The sequence below is a fragment of the Kyrpidia sp. genome, from assembly GCF_023512215.1.
GTDB lineage: Bacteria > Bacillota > Bacilli > Kyrpidiales > Kyrpidiaceae > Kyrpidia > Kyrpidia spormannii.
The window spans coordinates 47,350-70,692 of record NZ_JAILZZ010000012.1 but is presented as its reverse complement, the minus strand read 5'-3'; the positions used below and the strand labels follow the sequence as shown (position 1 = coordinate 70,692).

General features: G+C 58.6%; 27 protein-coding genes. 1 reads left to right on the top strand and 26 read right to left on the bottom strand.

Annotation, left to right across the window (positions count from 1 at the left end; genetic code table 11):
* The 26 genes from K6T64_RS06820 to K6T64_RS06695 all read right to left on the bottom strand — a co-directional run.
* On the bottom strand, positions 1-224 hold a 224-nt coding region (locus K6T64_RS06820), incomplete at its 3' end, for a helix-turn-helix domain-containing protein (protein ID WP_288009212.1).
* 215 nt (positions 225-439) lie between these two features.
* The gene (locus tag K6T64_RS06815; RefSeq protein ID WP_288009211.1) at positions 440-1,252 is read right to left on the bottom strand and encodes an MFS transporter; all 813 of its coding nucleotides are present in this window, start codon (positions 1,250-1,252) and stop codon (positions 440-442) included.
* The gene (locus K6T64_RS06810) at positions 1,189-1,752 is read right to left on the bottom strand and encodes an MFS transporter (RefSeq protein ID WP_288009209.1); all 564 of its coding nucleotides are present in this window, start codon (positions 1,750-1,752) and stop codon (positions 1,189-1,191) included. Before K6T64_RS06810 ends, K6T64_RS06815 begins: the two co-directional genes overlap by 64 nt.
* 45 nt (positions 1,753-1,797) lie before the next feature.
* The gene (locus tag K6T64_RS06805) at positions 1,798-2,544 is read right to left on the bottom strand and encodes an SDR family NAD(P)-dependent oxidoreductase (protein WP_288009207.1); all 747 of its coding nucleotides are present in this window, start codon (positions 2,542-2,544) and stop codon (positions 1,798-1,800) included.
* A gap of 370 nt (positions 2,545-2,914) precedes the next feature.
* Positions 2,915-3,889, bottom strand: a complete 975-nt coding sequence (locus tag K6T64_RS06800; protein ID WP_288009205.1) for a histidine kinase N-terminal domain-containing protein — start codon at positions 3,887-3,889, stop codon at positions 2,915-2,917.
* Between the two features lie 2 nt (positions 3,890-3,891).
* A complete protein-coding gene (gene mdh, locus K6T64_RS06795) occupies positions 3,892-4,848 on the bottom strand; it encodes a malate dehydrogenase (protein ID WP_288009204.1) in 957 nt (318 codons plus the stop codon).
* 21 nt (positions 4,849-4,869) lie between these two features.
* Positions 4,870-6,447 (bottom strand): amino acid permease, encoded by a 1,578-nt coding sequence (locus tag K6T64_RS06790; protein WP_100668481.1) that lies wholly within the window; start codon positions 6,445-6,447, stop codon positions 4,870-4,872.
* A gap of 53 nt (positions 6,448-6,500) precedes the next feature.
* Positions 6,501-6,773, bottom strand: a complete 273-nt coding sequence (locus tag K6T64_RS06785; protein WP_104216448.1) for a BMC domain-containing protein — start codon at positions 6,771-6,773, stop codon at positions 6,501-6,503.
* Between the two features lie 7 nt (positions 6,774-6,780).
* Positions 6,781-7,047: a EutN/CcmL family microcompartment protein gene (locus K6T64_RS06780; protein WP_100668482.1), complete on the bottom strand. Its 267-nt coding sequence runs from the start codon at positions 7,045-7,047 to the stop codon at positions 6,781-6,783.
* A complete protein-coding gene (locus K6T64_RS06775) occupies positions 7,044-7,796 on the bottom strand; it encodes a hypothetical protein (protein WP_288009200.1) in 753 nt (250 codons plus the stop codon). The genes K6T64_RS06780 and K6T64_RS06775 overlap by 4 nt, the downstream gene beginning before the upstream one ends.
* A 15-nt stretch (positions 7,797-7,811) precedes the next feature.
* Positions 7,812-8,102 (bottom strand): ethanolamine utilization microcompartment protein EutM, encoded by a 291-nt coding sequence (eutM, locus tag K6T64_RS06770; protein ID WP_100668484.1) that lies wholly within the window; start codon positions 8,100-8,102, stop codon positions 7,812-7,814.
* 63 nt (positions 8,103-8,165) lie between these two features.
* Complete coding sequence (locus tag K6T64_RS06765; protein WP_288009198.1) at positions 8,166-9,680, bottom strand: acetaldehyde dehydrogenase (acetylating); 1,515 nt, start codon at positions 9,678-9,680, stop codon at positions 8,166-8,168.
* A gap of 4 nt (positions 9,681-9,684) precedes the next feature.
* Positions 9,685-10,197 carry a BMC domain-containing protein gene (locus K6T64_RS06760; RefSeq protein WP_100668486.1) on the bottom strand — a complete coding sequence of 171 codons (513 nt, stop codon included), beginning with the start codon at positions 10,195-10,197 and terminating at the stop codon, positions 9,685-9,687.
* Between the two features lie 10 nt (positions 10,198-10,207).
* A complete protein-coding gene (gene eutL / locus K6T64_RS06755) occupies positions 10,208-10,864 on the bottom strand; it encodes an ethanolamine utilization microcompartment protein EutL (protein WP_100669518.1) in 657 nt (218 codons plus the stop codon).
* An 11-nt stretch (positions 10,865-10,875) separates the two neighbouring features.
* Positions 10,876-11,922 (bottom strand): ethanolamine ammonia-lyase subunit EutC, encoded by a 1,047-nt coding sequence (gene eutC, locus K6T64_RS06750; RefSeq protein WP_288009195.1) that lies wholly within the window; start codon positions 11,920-11,922, stop codon positions 10,876-10,878.
* Positions 11,923-11,933: 11 nt separating this feature from the next.
* Complete coding sequence (locus K6T64_RS06745; RefSeq protein ID WP_100668487.1) at positions 11,934-13,301, bottom strand: ethanolamine ammonia-lyase subunit EutB; 1,368 nt, start codon at positions 13,299-13,301, stop codon at positions 11,934-11,936.
* Positions 13,298-14,797, bottom strand: a complete 1,500-nt coding sequence (locus K6T64_RS06740) for an ethanolamine ammonia-lyase reactivating factor EutA (protein ID WP_288009193.1) — start codon at positions 14,795-14,797, stop codon at positions 13,298-13,300. Before K6T64_RS06740 ends, K6T64_RS06745 begins: the two co-directional genes overlap by 4 nt.
* 139 nt (positions 14,798-14,936) lie before the next feature.
* Positions 14,937-15,536, bottom strand: a complete 600-nt coding sequence (locus K6T64_RS06735; protein ID WP_100668489.1) for an ANTAR domain-containing response regulator — start codon at positions 15,534-15,536, stop codon at positions 14,937-14,939.
* Positions 15,505-16,947, bottom strand: a complete 1,443-nt coding sequence (locus tag K6T64_RS06730; protein WP_232059855.1) for a sensor histidine kinase — start codon at positions 16,945-16,947, stop codon at positions 15,505-15,507. Before K6T64_RS06730 ends, K6T64_RS06735 begins: the two co-directional genes overlap by 32 nt.
* A 154-nt stretch (positions 16,948-17,101) precedes the next feature.
* Entirely contained in the window at positions 17,102-17,524 is a 423-nt protein-coding gene (locus K6T64_RS06725; protein WP_288009191.1) for a EutP/PduV family microcompartment system protein, read from the bottom strand.
* A 9-nt stretch (positions 17,525-17,533) separates the two neighbouring features.
* Positions 17,534-17,875: an ethanolamine utilization microcompartment protein EutS gene (gene eutS / locus K6T64_RS06720; RefSeq protein WP_288009190.1), complete on the bottom strand. Its 342-nt coding sequence runs from the start codon at positions 17,873-17,875 to the stop codon at positions 17,534-17,536.
* 384 nt (positions 17,876-18,259) lie between these two features.
* A complete protein-coding gene (locus tag K6T64_RS06715) occupies positions 18,260-19,087 on the bottom strand; it encodes a pirin family protein (RefSeq protein WP_100668494.1) in 828 nt (275 codons plus the stop codon).
* A 178-nt stretch (positions 19,088-19,265) separates the two neighbouring features.
* On the bottom strand, positions 19,266-20,030 hold the full coding sequence (fabL, locus tag K6T64_RS06710; protein WP_100668495.1) for an enoyl-[acyl-carrier-protein] reductase FabL: 765 nt from the start codon (positions 20,028-20,030) through the stop codon (positions 19,266-19,268).
* Between the two features lie 23 nt (positions 20,031-20,053).
* A complete protein-coding gene (locus tag K6T64_RS06705) occupies positions 20,054-20,623 on the bottom strand; it encodes a DUF402 domain-containing protein (protein WP_288009187.1) in 570 nt (189 codons plus the stop codon).
* Positions 20,624-20,668: 45 nt separating this feature from the next.
* Positions 20,669-21,919, bottom strand: coding sequence for a sporulation integral membrane protein YtvI (gene ytvI / locus K6T64_RS06700; protein ID WP_288009186.1), 1,251 nt, complete (start codon positions 21,917-21,919; stop codon positions 20,669-20,671).
* Positions 21,920-21,976: 57 nt separating this feature from the next.
* Positions 21,977-22,186 (bottom strand): DUF5325 family protein, encoded by a 210-nt coding sequence (locus tag K6T64_RS06695; protein ID WP_170099731.1) that lies wholly within the window; start codon positions 22,184-22,186, stop codon positions 21,977-21,979.
* A gap of 120 nt (positions 22,187-22,306) precedes the next feature.
* Between K6T64_RS06695 and K6T64_RS06690 the strand changes: the two genes are divergently transcribed.
* A complete protein-coding gene (locus K6T64_RS06690) occupies positions 22,307-23,341 on the top strand; it encodes a glycosyltransferase (RefSeq protein WP_288009184.1) in 1,035 nt (344 codons plus the stop codon).
* Positions 23,342-23,343 lie beyond the last annotated feature (2 nt).

Sequence of the window (23,343 nt, the reverse complement as noted above, 5' to 3'; positions counted from 1 at the left end):
GGGGCGTTGGCCAAAAAACCGTATTCCTCGCTGTGTCTCCAGAGTGTCAGGAGCCGGGCAAGCTCCTCATACGAGAGTAAAGGGTACCCGGCCTCCAGTCGCCCCTTTTGCAAGGCCAGCGCCTTGTTCCAGACCAACCGCGCACATCCCCGGTAACGGGTGAGGCACTGGGATTGTTCGGCTGTGGGTTCCAAACGGAATCGAAAGGACTTGAAAATTTTCATGGTTCTAGGATACCCCGAATGTTCGAGTCTCGCAAACGCATATTCGCCAAAAGAGCCGCTCTTCCTCTGTCCGCTCAATGACGCGCCTTATCCTCTTCCTGAAGGAAGAGGATAAGGCGCGTTTTTTCGGATCAAGCTAAGCAAGGGAATGAAAAAAATACTCGTACCACAGGACACCTTAAGCCCTGCGGTAAGCGGACGGCGGGCAGCCCCCCTCAGTTCAACTCGGACTGCTGAACGGAGGCTGGGTGATCCACCGGCAACTTTTTTCGCAGGGTGAGAATCAAAAGGCCCGCCACAAGAAGAGAAAATGCGAGATATAGATACGCTCCCGTAAAGGAACCCGTCCGGTCTTTGACGAATCCCACGAGATAAGGACCGACCCATCCCCCCAGATTTCCCACGGAATTGATCAGGCCCACGGCGCCAGCAGCGGCGGCCCCTGACAAGAAAGACGTGGGATACGTCCACCAGACTCCCATTCCCACATACACACCGACGGCGCTGACGCAGACCAAAATAAAGCTGAGCAACGGGTTTGCAACAAAGGGCCCGAGTCCCATCCCCACGGTGCCGATAAACATGGGAATCGCCACGTGCCACCGTTTCTCCCCGGTCCGGGCCGAAGAATTGCCGGTGACGATGAAGCCGATCAGCGCCACGGCCATGGGGATGACGATGAGCCAACCGATGCTGGCGTTGGACCAACCGGACACCGATTTGAGCACCGTTGGCATCCAAAACCCAAAACCCCAGAATCCTGTAATCCACATGAAGTAGATAAAACACAGTTTGAGAACTTCTTTGTCGCGCAGGGCTTCCCAAACGGTGTAGCTTCGCACCGCACTTTTTGCGGCCACTTCCCGTTCGTATTGTTCAGCCAGGACCCTTTTTTCGTCTTCGCTCAACCACTTCACGTCTTTCGGCCAATCGGCCAACCAGAAAGATACAATAATGCCGAAGATCAGGGCCATACCGCCCTCAAGAAGGAATAACATCTGCCACCCCTTAAACCCGAGCCAGGACACATCCAGGAGCAAACCGGCCAGAGGTGAACCGATAATATTCGAGACCAACAGGACGTTAACATAATCGAGACGGCCGTCGGCCTCTCCTTGGCGCTGAACCAGCGAGGGATAATCACAGCGTAACAAACCGGGTAAAAACTCGCTTCAGCCGCACCGATCAGAAACCGAACGATATAAAATTGCACGTCCGTGTGGATAAAGGCCATGAGTGCACAAGCGAGTCCCCAGCTGATCATGATCCTTGCCACCCACTTCCTGGGACTCCATTTTTCCGCTATCAACGTCCCGGGCACTTCGAACAGGATATAACCGAGAAATAAGATGCCCGCCCCCATGCCGTAGACTTCGGCGCTGAACCCCAGGTCCTTGTTCATCGTCAAAGCGGCGTAAGCAAGGTTGAGACGGTCCAGAAAGGCCAACACCGAACCGATAAAAAGCGGTAGAATAATATGTAGATATTTCCGCGTTCTCGCATTCTCCGCGGTCAAAACATCGCTCATGTGACGTACCACTCCTTTGAAATCATCGCCAAAATCTCCTTCCCGCTAATCCATCATCAGCCCGCCGTCCACGTCCATGATCTCCCCGGTGAGGTAATCCGACTCGCTGGAGGCCAGAAAACACACCGCCTTCGCCACGTCCTCCGGGCGCCCGGCCCGCCCCAGGGGAACCATCCCCAGGATCGCGTCCCTCTGGTTTGCATCCATGCCCGCTGTCATATCCGTGTCCGTCAGAGCCGGGGCGACAGCATTGACGTTGATGCCATAGGGCGCCCCTTCCCGGGCAGCGGACTTCGTGAAGGCGATCACCCCCCCTTTGGAGGCGGCATAGCAGGAGTTTCCCAAAAGCCCCCCACCCCGCTTCCCCGCCACCGAAGCGACGTTGACAATTTTCCCACCCCCTTTTTGCATCATGATTGGGAAAACAGCCCGACAACACAGAAAAACCCCTTTCAGGTTGACCGCCATGACCCGGTCCCAATCCGCCGCGGTGATGGAAGTGAGGGGACCGGTTTGGACGATCCCCGCGTTGTTGACGAGGATATCAACCGTGTCAAATTTGGACACACAGGCCGATACCAACTTGTCCACTTCTTCTTCCCGGGTGACATCCGCCACCATTCCCACCGCCGCGCCGCCCAGATCCCGGATCTCGGCAACCACTCGCTCCACGGCCGCTTCCTCGATGTCATTCACCATCACCCGGGCTGCCCGGGCCGCCAATGCCATGGCGATCGCCCGCCCGATACCCCGGCCGGCGCCCGTAACGATCGCCGCCTTCCCATCGAACACATGTGGCCCTCCTCACTGTCAACCATCACTTTCAACAGTCCAGCACAACTTTTTTCGTTAGAGAGTAAACAGTGATAAGTTTCGTTACAAATATAAATTGCGCTCGGCGCACCGACGTCAGGGTGTTCTCCGGACAGTGGGCTGAATTCCCCCTGTGTGCCCAGACAGTAAACGATACATCTTCCAAAAGAAATCCCTCCGCGCCATGGATACATTTTCCTCTCAACAAAAAGAGAGTTGAGGCCCGCTTCCTGAAGGCTCCAACTCCCTCTCTGTTCTCAGGGAAATCATCGATTCACTTTTATTAAAAGTATACCGGGAACGGAGCAAACTCGCAACTATTTTTTCGCTGATTTCATGGGTGTTCTTGTCACTCCATCCGAAGACTTTCCCGGAGAGATTCCATGGATTGAACCAGCGCGTCCGTCATGCCGGCCACCTCGCGAATTCGCCGGTCCTGACCGGCGGCGGCCTCGAGAACAACGCTCATGTCCCCGATACTTTGGGAGACCGCACCGACAAGGGAGTGCAACTCATCCCGAATGTGGCCGGCGGATTCGTGCACCTGTTCGGATAAACGGCGGATTTCGTCGGCAATGACCCGGAATCCCAGACCGGACGATCCGGCCCGGGCAGCTTCCAGACCCGCGTTAAGGCCCAGGATTTTCGTCTGATTCGCCACCTTTTGTACGAATTGGGTGAGTTCCTGAACTCCCCGAAGGCGGTGTTGCACATCTTCAGACGACGCTTCAAGCTGTTTATACCGGCCGATGAAGGCGTCGTGGGCACGGCTGAGATCCGCCGTGGCTGAAGCGAGCGCCGCACTGACTTCGGCAACCCGGCCGCCGATCGACTGAACCTGGGCCAATACCCTCTGCAGGTGCGCCTGGCTCTCCTCCGCAGCCCGCCGGGCTTCAGCTTCACGGAGGACCTTTTCCATGTCCCGCTCGACGATGAGGCTGCCGATGGTTCGCCCGTCTCCCCCCGTGAGCGGCACAACATCCTGGCGAACGCGGGTGCCTTCTTGACTGACCGCCTCAATGCCGTAGGCCGGCCGCCCGGTCCGGTGGACCTCAATGACCGCCGGCTCCTGTTCCATCCGGGCCGTCTGACCCACGGGAGACTCCCGATACAAGGACCGCGTCACACTTGGACGACCGTGGGCGACCACCAGTGCCGTTTCCGCATCCAACGGCATATCGATAAAGATGTCTGCCTGTACAGCGTCCGCAATAAGAGGTAACCAATCAACCAGCGCTTCCAGGCGCCTCCGGTCTTCTTCGGATATCTCTGTTGACCCCGGCAGCGATTGTAAGAGCCTGGGACGCTGCGTTTCCTCCCGCATGCTTAACACCAAACTCCTTCACTTTTGAGATGATCCCGGGCCGCGGCCACGGCCCTGCGAATGGTCTCCACCGATCGGTTCAAGGCCGCAAGCTCCCCGTCATCCAGATTCAGTTCGATCATCCGCTCGACTCCGTCACCGCCAAGCACCGCGGGAACGCCGAAGTAGATATCGGACAGTCCATATTGCCCGTTGAGGTAAACGGACATGGGCAAGATGCGCTTGCGGTCCTCAAGCACCGATTGAACCATTTGAACGGTGGAAGCGGCCGGAGCATAATAAGCGCTCCCTTGTTTCAAGAGGGAGACGATCTCCGCCCCGCCCCGCTTGGTGCGTTCCACAATCTCCCTCAGCCGAGTCTGCGGAATCAGGTGATCCACCGGGACACAGCCGACATAGGCGTATCGAACCAAAGGAACCATTTCGTCCCCGTGACCGCCCAGTACGTACGCGTGAACGTCTTCCCCGGCAACTCCCAGCTCCTGGGCAATGAAAGTACGAAACCGGGACGAATCCAACACCCCGGACTGGCCGTAGACTCGGTTAGGGGGAAAACCCGACGCCCGAAGAGCTATGTAACACATGACATCCAGAGGGTTGCTCACCACGACAATGTGAGCCCGCGGAGAATAAGCGGCTGCCTGTTTTGCCGCCTCCCAGACAATCCGAGCGTTGGTTGCCGTGAGATCCTCTCGGCTCATGCCGGGCCTGCGGGCCACGCCCGCCGTGATCACCACCACATCGGAATCGGCCGTATCTCTGTAGTGGGCGGTGCCTTTTACGTCATACGCCCATCCTTCCACCGGACCCGACTGAAGAAGATCAAGAGCCTTCCCCGCCGCAATACCTTCCACGACATCCAGCAGAACCACATCTCCCAGCCCTTTGACCAACAGGCCGTGAGCCACCGCGGCCCCCACATTCCCGGCACCGATTACTGTGATTTTCCTCCGTCTCATTGGCCCACCCCCCTCAGCGGGCTAAGCCGACTGGCGAATGCGTTCGCGTACTTTCGCATACGTACCGAGATGCGGGCCTGCAAATTGCTTCCTGATACTCACCACGTACCAAATCGTCAACAGGGCGAACACCGTCGCAAAAGTCGTTCCGGTCGCGTAATGCAGTGTAAAATTATCCGTTAATTGTACATCGCTGGGAGCGATCACGAAAAGCACCGTGATAAAAGCGACCCAAAGAACGGCCAGGGTATTCACAATGGGACTCCAGCGCCCGAGATGCCAGGGGCCATTGTCTTCCATGCTCCACGCACCTCTCCACTGGGCCCGCAATTTGAGCAACAGAGGAATGGCGTAGGAGCCGTACAAGCCGATCGTGCTGATCGATGTCACCACAGCATACACATTGTCGGCCAGAGCGCAACAGAACGCCAGGACCACGCTCAGCCAGATGGCCGCAGCCGGTGTGCGAAACTTCGGACTGACCCGCGACCACAGATAGGCAAACGGCATCCCGTTGTCTCGGGAGAAGGCATACATCATTCTTGAAATCGACGTCACCGAAGAAAGGCCGCAGAACCACATGGCGAGGGTGACCATCCAAAGCACAGCCTTCCCGAAAGCGCCGCCCATGGCCTGTTCGATGACCGTCATGAATCCGTTTCCGCCGGCGGCCGCCACGGCATTCGGATCTTTGATCGAAAGAGTGACCAAAACCAACATCAGATAGCCGAATATACTGGACACGGCCACCGACAGGTACACGCCCCAAGGGGATTTGACCCGGGACTCCACCGTCTCTTCACTGGTATGGGCCGAAGCATCGTATCCGGTGTAGGTCCATTGAGCCTGGAGAAGGCCGAATAGAAAGGCGAGCCAGTAAGGCACCCCAGGACCTGTTGCGGTCGAGAATCCCGTTTCAAACATATACGAGACATTTCGATCGGGTCCAAAATACACCAAGGCCGCAATCAACGCCCCGACGCCGATCATGTGGTACAAAGCCGACACGTCATTCAGTTTGGCCACCACCCGAATCCCCACATGATTCAAAACGGCGTGACTGAGCAGAATCACCGCATACACCGCCAGCATCTGTGCCTTGGTCGGCTCACCGAACAGAAGCGTCGACGCGAAAGTCGCGCACCCGAAATCAATCCCCGCCACAATGGTCACTTGACCCACCATGTTGAACCAGGCCGCATACCACCCCCACCCGGGACCGCCCAAAATGGAGGCCCAATGATAAATGGCACCCGAGGTGGGAATGGCGGACGCCAACTCCGCCATCGAAGCGGCCACCATGAGGACGAAAATCGTCACCAAGGGCCAGCCGATGCCCATGACGGCTGGGCCGCCCTGGTTAAAACCATACCCGTACAAAGTCACCGCCCCGGTCAGAATCGAGATGATGGAGAATGAAATGGCGAAGTTGGAAAAACCACCCATATCCCTCAAAAGTTCCTGTTTATATCCAAAGGAAGCCAGCTCCCCGTCACCGTTTCCCGAACGGCGGGATTCCTGTACACTTCGATTGGCCCTATAACCGATACCCAGCATAACGACCAGGGCAATCACCACCAACAACACACCAAGGACCATCACTCATCCCTTCCTTTTTTGAAATCCCCCGGAACTCGACCGTTCCCCGCGATTTACCCTCGTCGTGGATACACCGTGGCCACTTCCTCGTGGGGACGGGGAATGACGTGGGCGGCCACCAAGTGCCCGACCCGAGCCGCCGCGGCCGCTCCGGCTTGCACCGCGGCCTTCACCGCACCCACATCCCCCTCCACCATCACCGTTACCAATGCCGCATCCACCTGTTCCCGGCCGATCAGCCGTACATCCGCCGCTTTTGCCATGGCGTCCGCCGCCTCCACCGCCCCCACGAATCCCCGTGTTTCCACCAGCCCCAACGCCACCACGGCACATTCAGCCCCCTTTTTCCACCGAATCCACGATCCCGATGACAGCGGCGTCAATGGGCCATTGTTCCCCGTACACAAGCCGGGCGGAGCTTCCCTGAGTCACGATCACCATGTCGCCCAACCCTGCCCCCACCCGGTCGGCCGCCACCACGGGTTCCCCCCGTCCTTGTCCATCGGGCCCGTGGGGCTGTACCACGAGGAACTTGATCCCCACGAGAACTTCTTCCTTCCGGGTCGCCCATACGTTTCCGACCACACGCCCGATAATCATCGATCCGCCCTCTCTCCACCTTCCATAATCTTCAGTGCCACACTCTGATCCCGTAGCCATTCCCGTGCACCCGGAGTCAGCCTCACACCTTGCGGGAGCACCAGTTCGTCCCCCGGCTGCAACCGCCTCCTGGCCAAGTCCTTGACCGTCCAATATGTCGCCCGGCTCACCCGATATTGAACAGATTCGATACTTCGGGATTCGGCGGAGAGGTCAGATGTGTTCATGCGTCCGAACCGGTCGGCGGGGGGACGCCAGCCCGTAACGAACTCCTCCCAGCAAACCACGTCCACACCGTAGTGCTGCAACGCTTCAGCGTAATCCCGCAACAATTTCAGGTAGGGACGGACGGAAGCCTCGGGCCGAAAGATGACCGACAGCTGCGGATTCAGAACCATGCTGACCGGCATGGAGGCCAGAAGTGCTTTCGCCAACAGTGCGCCGGCGCGATCCGTCGTCAATCCCAACGCTCCGCGGACCAGAATCGATTGATCGCACGGGCCGACGACCAGACATTCGGCTTGTTTCAGCAAGGATTCCGCGTCGGGATCCCGACCGTCGACGATGACCGCTTCCCCGGACTTCTGAAGCACAGACTTGATTTCAGCCGACAACTCCTGCTCTTCCGGGCTTGGCGCCTGTCCCGGCAACCAAACAATCTGTAAACTCCCGTCTGCTGAATCCCCGGGGAAGCCTCGACGTTGCAACGCCTCGATTACGAGGTTGATCAAATCGCGGCGATCAACCATATGTGATCACTTCAATCAGGTCTGAGTCACTTTGGGCAAAATCGCCTCCAGCTCCCCGTGCGGCCGAGGAATCACATGAACCGAAACCAACTCCCCGACTCTGCGGGCCGCTTCGGCGCCCGCTTCGGTGGCCGCCTTGACCGCTCCCACGTCTCCGCGAACCATCACCGTAACCAAACCGCCGCCGACATGCACTTTTCCGATCAGGCGCACGTCCGCCGCTTTCACCATCGCGTCCGCCGCTTCCACGGACGCCACCAATCCCCGGGTTTCGATCATGCCGAGTGCCGTCAACTCTCCGGCCATCGTTCAACACTCCTTTTGGATCGATTTGTCCTGATCATGAATCCCAGACTTCATTCCGCCGGCTCAGGTCCTGTATCCCGCTTTCATCCGCCCCATCACCTCCCGAACCACCTCACTGATTTCTTGTTCATTCACATGGGGGACAAGTGGTCCCACCTCTTGAACCACCGCCTTGACCAATTCTTCCTCCGAGGACGCTGCCGCCGATCCCCCGATGATCACCTCCTTCGTGCCATAAGCCAGGCGTTTGATGTTCATCAGGTGCTCGACGGTAATGTTGTCCGATGTGATATTGCCGCCGAAGGACCCGCATCCGAGCGTCATGGACGGTCGCAGCCCGGTTGTCGCGCCGATCGCTCCCAAAGCAGCCGGAGTATTGACCAACACCCTGGAAACCGGCTTCTGCAGAAGGAACTCACGAATGATCTCTTCATTCCCGGAGTGAATCACCAACGAATGTCCGCGCCCCCCCAATGCCAACAGATCAATGCAGCACCGGCAGCCCTCCTCCCAATTCTCCACCGTGTAAAAAGCCAGAACCGGGGACAGCTTTTCCAGAGCAAACGGCACATCCGCGGCGACCCGCGTTTCCTCGCCGATGAGCAGCTTCGTTCCGGGCGGCACTGTGATCCCGGCCTGAGACGCGATGTACACAGCGGATTTCCCGACAATGCCGCTGTTCAGTTTTCTGGGCGACGGGAAAAGAACCTTGGCCACCGCCTCTTTTTCCTCGGGCGACAGCATATAGGCCCCATGCCTTCTGAACTCGCGTATGACCTCTTCGCGAACCCGACGGTCGACAACCACCGCCTGCTCCGAAGCGCAGATCGTGCCGTTGTCGAACGTTTTGCTGGTGAAGATGTCCTGCACCGCCCGGGGAACATCCGCACTTTCTTCGATGTACGCGGGAACGTTACCCGGTCCGACTCCATAGGCCGGTTTCCCGGAACTGTAGGCGGCGCGCACCAATCCGGCTCCGCCCGTGGCCAGGATCAGTTGTACATCGGGATGTTTCATCAATGCTTCGGTCAACTCCACCGTGGGTTTCTCCACCCAACCGATCAGTCCCCTGGGTGCGCCCGCTCCGTAGGCCGCCTTGGCACAGATTTCCGCCGCCCGGATCGTACAACGGGAGGCCGACGGATGGGGGCTGATCACAATCGCATTGCGGGTTTTCAATGCAATCAGACACTTGAAAATAGCTGTGGACGTCGGGTTCGTGGAAGGAATGACGGCGGCGATGACACCGTAAGGATCGGCGGCCTCAACGACCTTGCGGCGGGGATCTTCCCGGATGATCCCGACCGTTTTCACATCGCGGATCGAGTCATAAACGTCTCGAGCCGCAAACAGATTCTTCATCGTCTTGTGTTCAACCACTCCGAACCCCGTTTCTTCCACGGCCTCCCGGGCCAGTGTTTCAGCCTCGGCCTCCGCAGCCTCCGCCGCCGCTTGAACCACCCGATCGACCTGTTCTTGATTGAACCGGGCGAATTCCTCTTGCGCCGCTTTGGCGGACGCCACCGCGTCCCGAAGCAACTGAAGAGCCACCAAATCCTGATCGATCCGGGCAATCACCCGCTCATTCCTCCTCTCTCTCCTCTCCATGCCGGCGCAGGATCTCCACCAGCGTCCGCCGATTGGCTTTTGAAATCTCCCGTCCGGACAGACCCGAGGCCTTCAAAGCCCTGACCAGGCGCCGCAACTCCACCACCGTATAGCCTGACCATGGGTCACCCCCGTCGGACTCCGCGGAACCGACGACCTCGTCACAGCGGTTCTCGACGATTTCCGGCCCCTCCGGGAAGCGCGCTCGGAGCGGACTTCCTGTTACCATTTCCACGACCTCCTCCCAAGGACCGGGCAGTACAGAAAACCGAAGTACCCGCCCGATTGCCGACGCGGCCCGCACCGCCGATTCCACCGCCTCAGCCACCGCAGCCGCCTCGCCGGCCACCGTCAGCGTCACTATGCCGTGATGGATCGGTTCGCAACCCACCACCACGACATCGGCCCCTTTGACCGCCGCATCGGCAGCCGCAATGACAGCGGCCAGTCCCTGGGTTTCGATGAGTCCGATCGCCACGTTGCCCACTGTCTCGCGTCTACCTCACCGCAAGCGGACTCTCGGCAACCGCAATCACGGCCTCGAGAAACGCCGCGGCCGCGGCCGTACAGGCGGACTGACTGCCGGTCAACAATCCCCCGGCAAAATTGGTTTCCGTCGGCGGTCCGTAAAATTTGGCCAACCGTACGGTGGCCGCCTTCAGTGCGGCATCAAGGCCAAACATCGCTTCAAGAGGCGGAGCGATCAAGTACGCGAGCGGCTCCCCTTCGGCAATTCCGGCCACCTTGGAAAGATAGCGGCCTGTTCGGGAAATCACGTGAGGATAGACCGTATGCTCTCCCTTGGCATCCAACGCGTAAAAGCAGGCGCCCCGATCAACCACTTGGGCGGCCGCCTCCAAACCGCTCCGGACTTCATCCGGGGTCGGTCCGGCCAGCACACCGATGAACTCTCCCGACAGCGGGCCGGACGAATGGGCCGCTCCGGCATAAAACGATTTGGCATACACCACATCCACCTCCGCCCTCTTTGTGGCTTCATCTACGGCGGTATAGCCGACATCGTCAATGGTCACCGTCAGCATGCCGATCGACCGGTGTCGGGGCGAGAGCCGGAACTGTCTGGCCAGAGCCCCGTCGACGTTTGCAATAATCCTGGTCGCCAAGACTTGGGCGCGTACAGGTTCTAGCACCATCGTCCCCTCTTTCACTCCACAGACATCAGTTTCACTCCACTGGCCTTCTTTTCGATCATGGTCTTGACCACGGCGCCCAGATGGGCGCCCGCTTCAACAGGAGGCGTACCGGCGTCGTGAATGTTGGATACCACCATCCGATCCGCTTCTATGGTGCCTCGTCGCGGTCGATAACACAGGTACGCACTCATCGAATCGGCGGCGGCCAACCCCGGCCGCTCGCCGATGAGCAGGACGAAAGCCTCGGGCTGAAGCAGTTCCCCGATCTCGTCCATAATGGCCACGCGCCCTCGGCGAACGTAAAACGGCGTTCCCATCGAAAGCCCATATTGTTTTAACGATTGGCAAAGGGCCGGATAGACATCCTTCAGGTTCGTCATCACCGCCTGGGAACTGAGGCCGTCCGACACCACAACCTGCACCTGCGGACGCCTGACGCATTTGTGCTGGATCAAATGAACACTCTGCGGCGTCAACTTCCTTCCAAGATCCGGACGTCGAATATAGGTGTCCTTGTCGGCGGCCATGGTGTCGACCACAAACAACCCAAACTCCTCCAGTACCGCTTCATCCACTTCCCCGTAGACGGCATCCACCGCAGCCGCGTGGTCTTCCCGAAAGGTGAGCAGAGTTTCGGTGCACGGCCTTGGTCCCGACCGCCCCACACCGATCCGAGCCGGAGTGGTGCGCAGCAGGTCTCGGAGGAGTCTTTGATCCCTGATTGCAACCCCGGACACTGTACATCCTTTGATTTGCCCCTGAAAGGCGGGATCGACATCTTCTTCGGACAGAGCAGCGACTTCTCCTGTATTCAGCCGGGTGCGACTCCCGCCCTCGTTTTCCATCCCGCACACCTCGGAAGACCCACCATCCACACGGCCCGTCTCATAAGGCACCAACCTCGCCCGCAAGACCTGCGCCTCCTTTGAAGCGGAAGCCGCCTCAGTTCTTTCGGGATACGGCCTCCGGGAGATTGCCCCGTCCGTGGATCCGTCTTGAAGCCGATGGAGAACTCGTCGTACGATCTCCTGCACCTCATCCTGAACGTTCCGGGACATACGCCACCCTCCTAATCGAACACGAAAAGCGTCGGATCGCCGGCCCGCTCCGTCAAGGCGCCGTGCCGTAAGATCCCCCGCTGCTCCAGCCACGCTTCGAATTCCGGAGCCGGGCGAAGTCCGAAGGTCTGCCGCAGGGCGGGAATATCGTGATAACTGAGAGATTGGTAATTCAACATACAGTCGTCGCCCATGGGCACGGCAATCACAAAATTCACCCCGGCCGCCGCCAAGAGCACTCCCAGTCCTTCGATGTCATTCTGGTCCGCCCTGGTGTGATTCGTGTAACACACGTCGACCCCCATGGGAATACCGTGCATCTTGCCCATGAAATGATCTTCAAGCCCCGCCCGGATCACTTGTTTCGCATCGTACAGATACTCCGGCCCGATAAACCCCACCACGGTATTCAAAATGAACGGATTCCAACGCCGGGCAAAGCCGTATTTCCGGGCTTCAAGGGTCACTTGGTCCACTCCGTGGTGTGCGTCCGCCGACAACTCGGTTCCTTGGCCGGTTTCGAAATACATCAGATTGGGCCCCGGGCTGGCACCCTCCCGCCGGATCAACTCGTGGGCTTCATCTAAGAGCGCCGCGCTGATGCCGAAAGAACGATTCGCTTCTTCGGTGCCGGCGATACTCTGGAAGATCAGGTCAACCGGAGCTCCCTGCTCCACCGCCTTCATCTGGGTGGTCACATGCGCCAAAACGCAATTCTGGGTTGGAATGCCCCAGGCCCGGATACAATCGTGCGAAGCATGCATGAGGCGCTTCACACTCTCCACGGAGTCGTCCACCGGGTTGATGCCGATTACCGCATCCCCGACCCCGTAGGACAACCCCTCGCGAATGGACGCGACCACACCGTCCGCACTGTCGGTGGGATGGTTCGGCTGCAGTCGGGAAGAAAGCGTCCCACGATGGCCGATGGACCCGTTGCAGCGGGTGATCACTTCAATTTTTTTCGCCGCATAGATCAAATCCAGGTTCGACATCAACTTTGCCGCCGCTGCAATCATTTCACTGGTCAATCCCCGGGACAAGCGGAGAAGATCGGTCCCCGACGCGCCGTCGGACAGAATGTATTCCCGAAGCTCCGCCACGGTCCAACCGCGGACTTCCCGGTAAATTCGCTCATTGACCCCCTCGTCGATGATTCTGGACACCTCGTCGTCCTCCGGCGGGATGAGCGGATTGTTGCGGATCTGTTCGAGCGTGGTTTCCGCCAGAACGCGCTTCGCCGCGATCCGTTCTTGGGCGGATTCGGCCCCGATTCCCGCCAGGCGATCGCCGGATCGTTCTTCATTGGCCTTGGCGAATACTTCTTTAAGATCCCTGAATCCGTAACTTTGCCCCTGTACTTGTGCTGTCAGTTTCACCGTTTTTTCACCTCCCTCGGCCCATCGAGAACCAGGGTCTTGACCGCCACCGGCACCGCACCGCTCTCCATCACGGGTTCGCCGATGTCGACGTAATCGCCGTCGCCGGCCTGAATCTGATCAATACAGACCAAAGACTTCAGCCCCGCCGCCGACAGACACTGCCCAAAGGCTTTTCCCACATCGCCGTCCATGATGAGGACAGCCGGTTCCCCGCCCGACAGACCTTCCCCAAGCACCCGGGAAAAAACCTGCGCCGCCTCCTGGAGATCCGAAAAATGTCTTCCGGATAACCCCCGCACCGCCAGCGCCAGCGGCGGATTTTCCCCGCCGGGATCATAGATCCGTTTTCCCCGAGCAAGCACTTGACGCAAATCCTCTTCGGGTACACCTTCCGGGTCATAGGTAAACGCCATCACCGGCACATTGCGCAGGGGCAGCCGTCCGGCCTCGACATGAACCGTCGCTCCGCTGATCTCCATTGATTGCGTTCCCGCCCCGATCACCGTGGCCCGCATCGTTTCCCGGGCCGGAATCCGCTCCAAGTCGGCAAAGCTCTGTTCGTGCACAAGGCTGTAAGCCAAGGGCAACCCCATATCGGCAAAACCGTCCTCCGCCCAGGCACGTTCAATCACCAATTCCTTACAACTCGATGCCGACCGGGATCCGTCGAGAAGCGCGGCTATCATCCCTCCGACGCCGCCGGAAACCATCCAGGCATCCGGCGGTTCGACCCAGTTGGGCGGATGGCCCACCAAAAGTTCACGCTCCGGCGGACCGACGCGCTGGTGCAGCACACCCGCCAGACACCCGGCCAGTCGGTCCGAGATCCGGCACAACATTTCAACCGAGTGATCCACCCTCCACCCGGGTTCAAGCCGCATGTCCGTTACCTGCATCCACTTTTTCAGCACAGGCGACACCCTCCGCACGACTCCTCGTTCAAATTCAATCACTCGACCGCCGATCGCCAGGGTACAGGTCCCGCGCACCTCTCCCCGGGAGAACAAAGCAATGTTCGCGGTGCCACCGCCGATATCAACATTGGCGACCGTTCGGTTCATTCGTTTGGACCATTCCAGGGCTCCGGAACCTTTTCCGGCAAGAATCCCTTCGAGATCCGGCCCCGCGGTGGCCACCACAAAATCTCCGGCCCGATCGGCCAGGGACATGACCACTTCCCGGGCATTGTCCCGGGTAGCCGTTTCTCCGGTGATGATCACCGCCCCGGTGTCGATGTCCGCGAAAGTGATGCCGGCCCGGCGATATTCCGCGTTCAGGATCTCCCCCACCCCTGCCATGTCAATCAGGGAATCATTTAATAAAGGCGTTCGGTATAAAGGGCTGCGGTATACAACCTCCCGGTCGACAATTTCGATTCGAGGTATGCGGGAGTGGCCGGCGGTATTGGCGAGACGCAGGCGGCTCACGACCAATTTCGTCGTGCTGGTCCCCAAATCAATCCCCACCGTGGTCATCGCATCTTTCCGTTTCATAAGCCGTCCCTTCCTCAACACAGCAAAAAGCGCCCCAAGCGGTTCGGATGAACCTTCCGGGGCGCCATTGCCCAAACGAATATCCACCTGGTATTGCCGTTCTTTCCCTTCACCGCCGCCCAACGAGAAATCCGGGTGTTCAGGGATTTGCCGACCGTCTGTCGAACCGCAGTCGTCCCGCGATCACATCCTGGGCCATGCGCTCCAGGGAAACCCGCTGATTCATGCTTTCCGATCGCAACATTTGATACGCACTCTGTTCCGATAGTCCGTGTTCTTGCATCAGGATCCCCTTGGCCCGCTCGACCAACTTTCGGATTTCCAGTTGTTTCTCAAGCCGATGAACATTGCACGAGAGTCGGTGAAGACGGTCTCCTTGGGCCAAGGCGATCTCGACGGCGGGGATGAGGTCGGACTCGCCGACCGGTTTCACGAGATAACCGAGCACGCCGGAGTTCTTGGCCTCTTCGATCAATGCCCCATCGCTGTACGCAGTCAACAGAACAATGGGGATCCCGAGTTTTTGGTGAATGATTCGGCCGGCTTTGACCCCGTTAATCTTTGGCATCTTCACATCCATGAGAACGAGATCTGGACGGTGACGATGGGCGAGTTCGACCGCCGATTCTCCGTTCCCCGCCTCGGCCACCACCTCGTAACCGTGCTCTTGCAATATCTCCCGGATGTCCATCCTCAGGATCGACTCATCATCCACGATCATAATTCGGGCCCTGCTCATCACTGGTCTCCCCTTTCGGAAACATCACGGTCGCCACGGTGCCGCCTTCCGGTCGAACCTGGATGTGAAAAACCCCGCCGAGGTCGCACTCTGTCAGAGTCCGGACAATCTGCAATCCTAAACTCTCGCGGACCTGCCCTTCCTGAAAACCACAACCATCGTCCACCACCTGCAGCAAGGCCCAGGACTCCTGATCGCCAATCTCTACAGCGAGCAACCCTTCCGTTCGATCCCGATACGCATGTTCCAAACTGTTTTGTATCAGTTCATTGGCCACCAGGGCCAAGGAAACCGCCCTTCCGGACGGCAGAACCAACCGCGCGCCCCGCACCTCGTATCGGATCCTGGGCGGATCCGCCGTCATACTGTGAATCTGCATCCAACCGATCTTACGAACCACATCATGAAAATCCACCATCTCCACCCGGGATCCGGACAGAACCTCGTGAACTGCGGCGATGCTCATGATTCGATTGAGCGTCTGCCGGTAATGCGCCTGCTGGTCTTCGGGACACCGCCGCATTTGCAGCCGCAAAAGACTTGCCACCGCTTGAAGGTTGTTCTTGACCCGGTGGTGGATTTCCTTGATCATGGCGGATTGAATCTGAAGTTGCCGCTCCTTTTCCCGCAGCTCGCTCACCTCGCGAATCATGACCAAGCCGGAGCGAGTCCCCGATGGATCCCACAACCCCACCGCGTGCACCTGGAAAACGCGCTTGCCCACCTCGGTTTCGTAACGCACTGCTTCACCTTCTAAAAATTGCAGACCCCGGATAAAAGGGAGGACTTTATCAAGTCGTTCCCCGATCAAGTGGGTAGAGGGTTGAAATTCGGTAATCAATGTAATTCCACAGGCGTTCACATAGGTGATCCGGCCTTGGTCATCTGTCAGGAATAGCGCATCCTGAATAACATCCGATAATGGAGAACGACCGGGAATATCGAAAAATACGTGACTGAGTTGTTCGACGGCTTCACTAAGAACCCGAACCCGAGCAGCATTATCAATCCACTCACTGATGTCCTGTTCCAATATCAATGACCCGATCGTTTCCCCCTTGTCGTTCTTGATCGGAACCACACTTTGTTTCACGTGTTTTCCTTCTTGGGTAATCGCTCGATTGTAAGTGGTCACTTCGCCGGTTCGGTGTGTCCGAGCCACCGCGGGTTCGTACGCGGCGAAAGCTATCTTGCCAACCACAGATTCACTATACAGCGAATGGCCCGAAACCGGGCTCGCTTCGGCAACCACAACTGCGTCGTCTCCACTGGGCAGAGGGCAGTCCACGAACACATTCGCTTGCGTCAGGTCTGCAATTAATTGCAAATGACGAGCAACATCCCGGATTCGGGCGACATCGTCGTCGCTGAGATCGGTGCGCAAACGACAAACTTGGTCAAGTGCATCCATTCCGTTCACCTGGGCCTCCCTAAACGAAAAGGCGCCCATGGCAACAGCCGATGCAACTGTTGTCGGGCGCCGTTGCCCCGGGCTCTCCTGTTTGTTTTAAATTTTAGTACGTCGGGTGCTCAACGTCAAGCTATAATTTTGATAGGACTTTCAGCTACAATAATTCCAGCAACTCTTTGAGACCCTCCCCGGTAACGGCCGATGTCACAACAATGGGCCCAAATGGCATGGCCAAGCGCAACAATGCTTTTGCCCGATCTGTATCGGCCTGGGGATGATCCGCTTTGGTTACCACCCCGATGGCCCGTTTTGGAAGTCCTGTGGCAAAACCCGGAGGGAAAACGGTCCGATCCCGGGTGGCGTCTTGAATGAGCAATACGTCCGTCACCTCCAGGGCAGTGGCCATCAGGGCACGGTAATACAAGGGGTTCTCCATATATTCACCCGGTGTGTCGACAATCCAGTCGCGATACTGTATGGCCTGGGTTTTCATCACCTGAGCCCCGCCGCCCAGCAGAGCATCCGCCAGAGTCGATTTCCCGCTGCCGACCGCCCCGATGATCATGACCTTCCCCATACGCACCACCTAAGAACGGGTGATGGCTGCCGGAGTAAAACCGAGTTGATCCCGCAAGAAACGGTTGATCGATTCCATGGCCATCTCCACTTCAGACACGGCTCCGACCAATACCAAACTTCCTGTAAACCGGTCGAGAAATCCAATGGTCACATTTGCTGCCTTCGCGGCAAGATCGCCGGCGATGATCACCGTCTCACTGGGGGTCAGCGTCATGATGCCGAGGGCACCGCGCTCGGCCAGTCCGAGTTTCGTGTGCAGATCCGCATTGGGATTGGCGATGAGGTGAGACAACGTCACTTGCTTACCCGGCACAAACTCTTGAATAAACCGCTTCTTCTCTTCAGACATCCTTCCGCCCCTCCCCTTGGAAACGCAAAAAGCCGGAGCACCCGGGAATGACCATCTCCCGATGCGGTTCCGGCTTCATCGCCGCAGTAAACATCGCCTTTTTGGAAAATTATATGCGATTTGAGACACTCCGTCAATGGGCCTATGCGGTATATTCGCCGCGATGACACCGAAATCAGCTCAGGCCGCGGCCAAGGCCGACAGCGCTTCCTCGATTCCCCGGGCAAACCGGTCCCACTGGCCCGGACCGACCAATCCCAGAATTTCTTAAACGTCACGCTAAAAATAATCATCTCCGGATATTGTGTATCTCCGAATCTTTCCACGTAAGTTCGGATCATCCGGTGGTGGAAGTCCGCAGTGGACTCAGCGCTTAACCCACCTTCAGTCGACAAAACTGCCGCGGAAGATCGGTCGTTCGCCGATGGGTTCTCCGGCAAACCAAATCAGGCGCAGAGCGGATGATGCCGAGTCTTCGTGGGCAACAATGCGGATCGACCGGATGGTTTCCTGAGAAAACACCAGCGCTTCCCCGGCGCCCGCTTCTACCGGCGCCTGGCCTGAAGAATCGGTGTCGAAAACAAACCGGCCTCTGCCCTCCAACACGTAGACCAATCCTTGAAAGCCTTCAATTCCCGAAAGTTGGAACTGTATGCCCGGAAAAACTGTGACATCTTCATATCTCATCGGCCGGCGGATGTCAACCGGTGAACCGTCTCCCACAATCGTTTTCACGATGGCACCGTCGATGCGTTTTGTCGGCAATTGATCTCCGGCGACATCCTGATAGCTCGGCACCACACCTTTGTCGCTTCGCGGCAAATTGATCCAGAGCTGAATCCCTTCGTTCACATCTTCCGTGGCCGGCATCTCGGAGTGGACAATCCCCGCCCCGGCCGTAATTCGCTGCAATCCTCCAGCGGGAATGATTCCTCGATTCCCGGCGTCATCCTCATGGCGAAAAGCGCCGGTCAGCATGTACGTGATGATTTCAAACCCGCGATGCGGATGGGGAGGAAAGCCAGCCGGTGGCTTTACGGCAAAGTGATCCATCAGCAAGAATGGGTCGACCGTGAACAGCGCCCGGGTGGGCATCAGCCGCTTTACCGAAGCGCCCATTCCGTCGGTGGTGGCGGTCGGTTCGAGTTTTTGGATCAACCTGATCAACCCCTTTTGAACCCGTTTGATCGACAATGGGTCTACAAGAGCCATTCCGGTACCCGCCAGCTTGGTCGATACTATCTATAAGTGAGTTTCCACATAAAAGATACAGGTAGACACTGCCTGTGTCAAATCTTGGACAATAGCGTGCCCTTTTTCTCCACGGATCACCCGGGGATCATGTCACCACCTCAGTGCTGGGCAGTATCCAACTGATTGCCGTCCCGGGTCAAATCAGCAGTGACTGCCCGCCGTCCACCACAACGGTCTGGCCGCGAATCATCCAGGACGCGTCACTGCAGAGAAAAGCCACCACCTCGGCCACATCCCCCACCGTGACCAGCCGTCCCGCCGGGTTGCGGCGCTCGGCCGTTTGGAGGATATCCTCGCGATTCGGAAAAAAACGCAGGGCGTCGGTGTCCATAGCCCCAGCAGAAACGGCGTTGACCACGACGTCGTGTGGCGCCAACTCCACCGCCAAGTACCGGGTGAGCGCCTCCAGGGCCGCTTTGGAAACCCCCACCGCCGTATAGTTGTCCAGGACCCGATGCGACCCGAGGCTGGAGATCGACACAATTCGTCCGCCACCCCGCTTTTGCATCAAGGGCAAGGCGAGCTGGGCCATCAGCAGCAGGGACCGGGCATTGACGTTCAAGGTCCAATCCCAATGCTTAACCTCCAGCTCCATGGCCGGTCGAATGACCCCGGAGGCCGCATTGGCAATGAGAATATCCAACCCTCCGAATTTCTCTGCGATTTCATCAAATAACAAGTGCAGTTTCTGCGGATCCGCCACATTGGCCTTGACCGGCTCCGCTTTGACGCCGAGCTCCCGAATCTCCGCGCAGGTGTGTTCCGCCGCCTCACGGTTGCGGAAATAATTCACCGCCACATCCGCCCCGGCCTCGGCCAACCGCCGGGATACGGCTTTCCCCAAGCCCCGGGAACCTCCGGTCACCAGGGCCACTTTTCCCATCAACGGTCGATCGCCCATGACTACTGCGCCTCCTCGAAAGCTTACTCAGGAACCTGCCCTTCGCCGACCCGCCGCCAACGGATGACTTCCGCGGGATCAAACGGTCCAGTCCGGTCCTTGATCCACCCGAGCAACTCTTCCACGGCCCGCTCCGCTGCTGCCGCCTCTATCCGGGTGATCCGGCCGCGCCTCACCGCCATCTCGAACTCATCCCGATCCACCACCTTGGGCCGACCTCGGGGTTCTATGCGCACGTCGAGCTCCAGATCGGTCACCCGCAGGGTCTTTCGTTCCGGCAACCATACGGGCGGACTGGCTATATTGCAATAATAACCCGTCCCGTCTTCGCGACACAGGGCCATCACGTGAAACCACTTGTCCTCCCACAGCCAACAGATTACCGGGTAAGGACTGCTCCACCTCCGGCCGTTCCCTTCCACCACCGGAGTCCCGGGAGCAAACCACAACACTGGAGATCGGCCTTGGAGCCACTGCGCTTCGGGCCACCGCCGGTGTGCTTTCCATGTCCCCGGGGAATCCCCGCGCTTCACACTCTCCAAACACACCCGCCCATAAGGAGCGACTTCCGGAACATCCCCCCACGACCCCATCCTTCGCCCCCCTCAGACCCGCGTACTCTGCCCATGACCGCCGCATCATAAACCGGATTCATCCCCCGGCCCCTCGGGTCGTCGGCCCCGTTCCTGAGAATCCGGGCGTCCTTCCCCTTTGCCGGATGGGGGTGGCCCAGATTCCGGAGGGCCCGATCCCGAGGATTCCGCCCGTGCACCACCGTCCGGGGGGACACTTGGGGAATGGGGTATAAAATCCTGGAAAATTTGCGCCCGTACCAAAGATTCGATCCCCACCCACAGGATGGGGCCGACAAATAGCCCAAGCACGCCAAGGATCTTCCAGCCCACGTACACGGCAATCAACGCGGAAAAGGTATCCAGCCCCATGTTGTCCGCGAGGATCTTTGGTTCGATAATGTGGCGCACCAAGGAGATTACCCCCTGCAGCGCCAGAATCTCCAGCCCCAGGGTGTATTGCCCGGTGATCAGACACCACCCGGCCCACGGGATTGTCACAATCAAGGATCCCACGATGGGCACGAGTCCCGTCAAACCGATCAGCGTTCCGATGGTGATCGCATATTCCACGCGAAAAACCAAAAGGCCGATGATCGACATGACCATGGTTATCAGCGTCAGGATCAGCTGGGCCCGCACCATCCCGGTCATCGCATGGGCCACATCCCGAAACACAGCGGTTAATTTCAGATCCCAGCTGGGCGGCAACACGGAAACCAGCCCACGGGCAATCCGCTCCCGGTCTCTAAGAAAAAAATACGTGCTGATGATGGCGAGCACCAAAACCGTAATCCACTCAGGAAGCCCCGTCAATCCGTGGAGCCAGCTGAGGACGTAGTCCAAGAGCCGGGAGACCTCCGTGGAACCAAGTTGCGTAAAATGTTGGAGCATCGCTTCCATCTCAGCGCTCATGGACGGAGGTACGATCTCCCGGCCGTGTTGAAACTGATAGCTGATCCAATCCCGCACCGACGCGTAAATCTGCGGCAACTGACCCGATAACACCGCGACTTCCTGGGCGATTTGGACAATCACATAAACCAGTCCGAGGGAGATCACCCCCAGTATCACGACCATGGCCGTCAGGATCGCGGCAGTTCGGGATACCCGCCACCTCTCCAGCAGGCGGACGATCGGCTGCAGGAGGACGGCGATGACCAGGCCGATCACAAAGGGCATCGTGTAGGGGAGCGTCTGCAAGAACGCCCAGGATACGACGATCATGAACAGAACCAACAGGGCCGTTTCGGCCAACTTGCGAAAATACCGCAGCAACTCTGGCGGCCACATAGAACCCGGGCGCCATCGGCTCAATGGGATCCCCTCACTTGACAAAAGTAAGTACATCCCGGACAATAAGTGCGACTGGCCTTATCGGAGTAACCGACCTCTCCAGATAAAACCGGCCCCGACAATGACCACGGCTGCAATGAGGGCCGCCACGGCCCTTGGGACGTTGCCGTCCGACAAACTTTGCCCCACCAGGGCAAAGCAAAAGATTGCAACCAAGGCCATGACGAAGAAGATCGGCCGGTACTTCCGCGGGACCCCGTCAGACGAGTGATTCGAAGGCTGGGTCAAGACGTCCGTCTCCTCTCAAAGGTTGGCTTCTCGTCCATGATAGCAGAGTCTGGCGCCGGTTCAAAGGGCGCCCGGCGGAGCCTCGAACAACATGAACGTTGGAAGGAGTTTCATGATAGAATGAGTATTCTGATCGTACTGCCCGTACCGTCTCCACCGGCCGGCGGAAACTGGGTATTCTCCGATCGCCTGCGCCGGCATTTGGCCGAGGTGAACCTCCATGTTCGCGTGACCACCCTGGATTCGGTGACAACCGAAGATATCGAGCAGTGCGATATCGTCCATATTTTCAACGCATCCCGCACCGCCGTTCCGTTTGTCGAAAAGTTCGGCGTGCCGGAGAAACCGATGGTCATCACCTTCACCGGAACGGATGTCAATGAAGAGATGAAACGACCCCGGGAGCGCAGAAAGATTGTAGAGGTCGCCTGCCGGGCTCGGCAGCTCATTTTTCTCACCGCCGACGCCCTGCAAGGGTTTTGTATACAATGCCCGGAACTAAAGAACCATTGTGTGCATATCCCCCTGGGGATCGACGTGCCGCCCGGCCGGGGGTACGACAGGTCTAGGTGGGGATGGCGGGAAGAAGAAGTGGTGTTTTTTCTCCCGGCTGGACTGCGGCCGGTCAAGAGGCCCTTATACGCCTTGAAGCCTTTAGCCCGGCTTTACCGGGAAGGCTTACCCGTTCGCTTTTGCTTGGCGGGGGCGGTGTTTGACCTCGATCTGTTAAGGCAGGTGGAAACAGAAGCGGAGATGAGGCCGTGGTTTCAGTGGCTGGGCGCCGTGCCCCACCGGGAGGTGGGGGACCTCTATCGATGCGCCGATGTGGTCCTCAACACCTCCACCTCGGAAGGTCTCTCCCACGCGCTCCTTGAAGCGATGGCTGCGGGGAGAGCGGTGATGGCCTCCCGGGTACCGGGAAACCGCGATTTGATCCGCCACGGAGAAGACGGCCTGCTGTATGAAGATGCGGAGGAATTTCTGGCATCGGCCCGGCAGTTGGCCCTGGATCCCGAGTGGCGGGAATCCCTCGGGCAGCGGGCCGCCACACGAGTAGCCCGGGAGTTCTCGCCGGTTGTCGAGCGGGACCGTTACGCGCAGCTCTACCGCCGCCTGGTCCTTTCACCTTGCGCATCGGGTCAGGTGGCTCCGTAAGC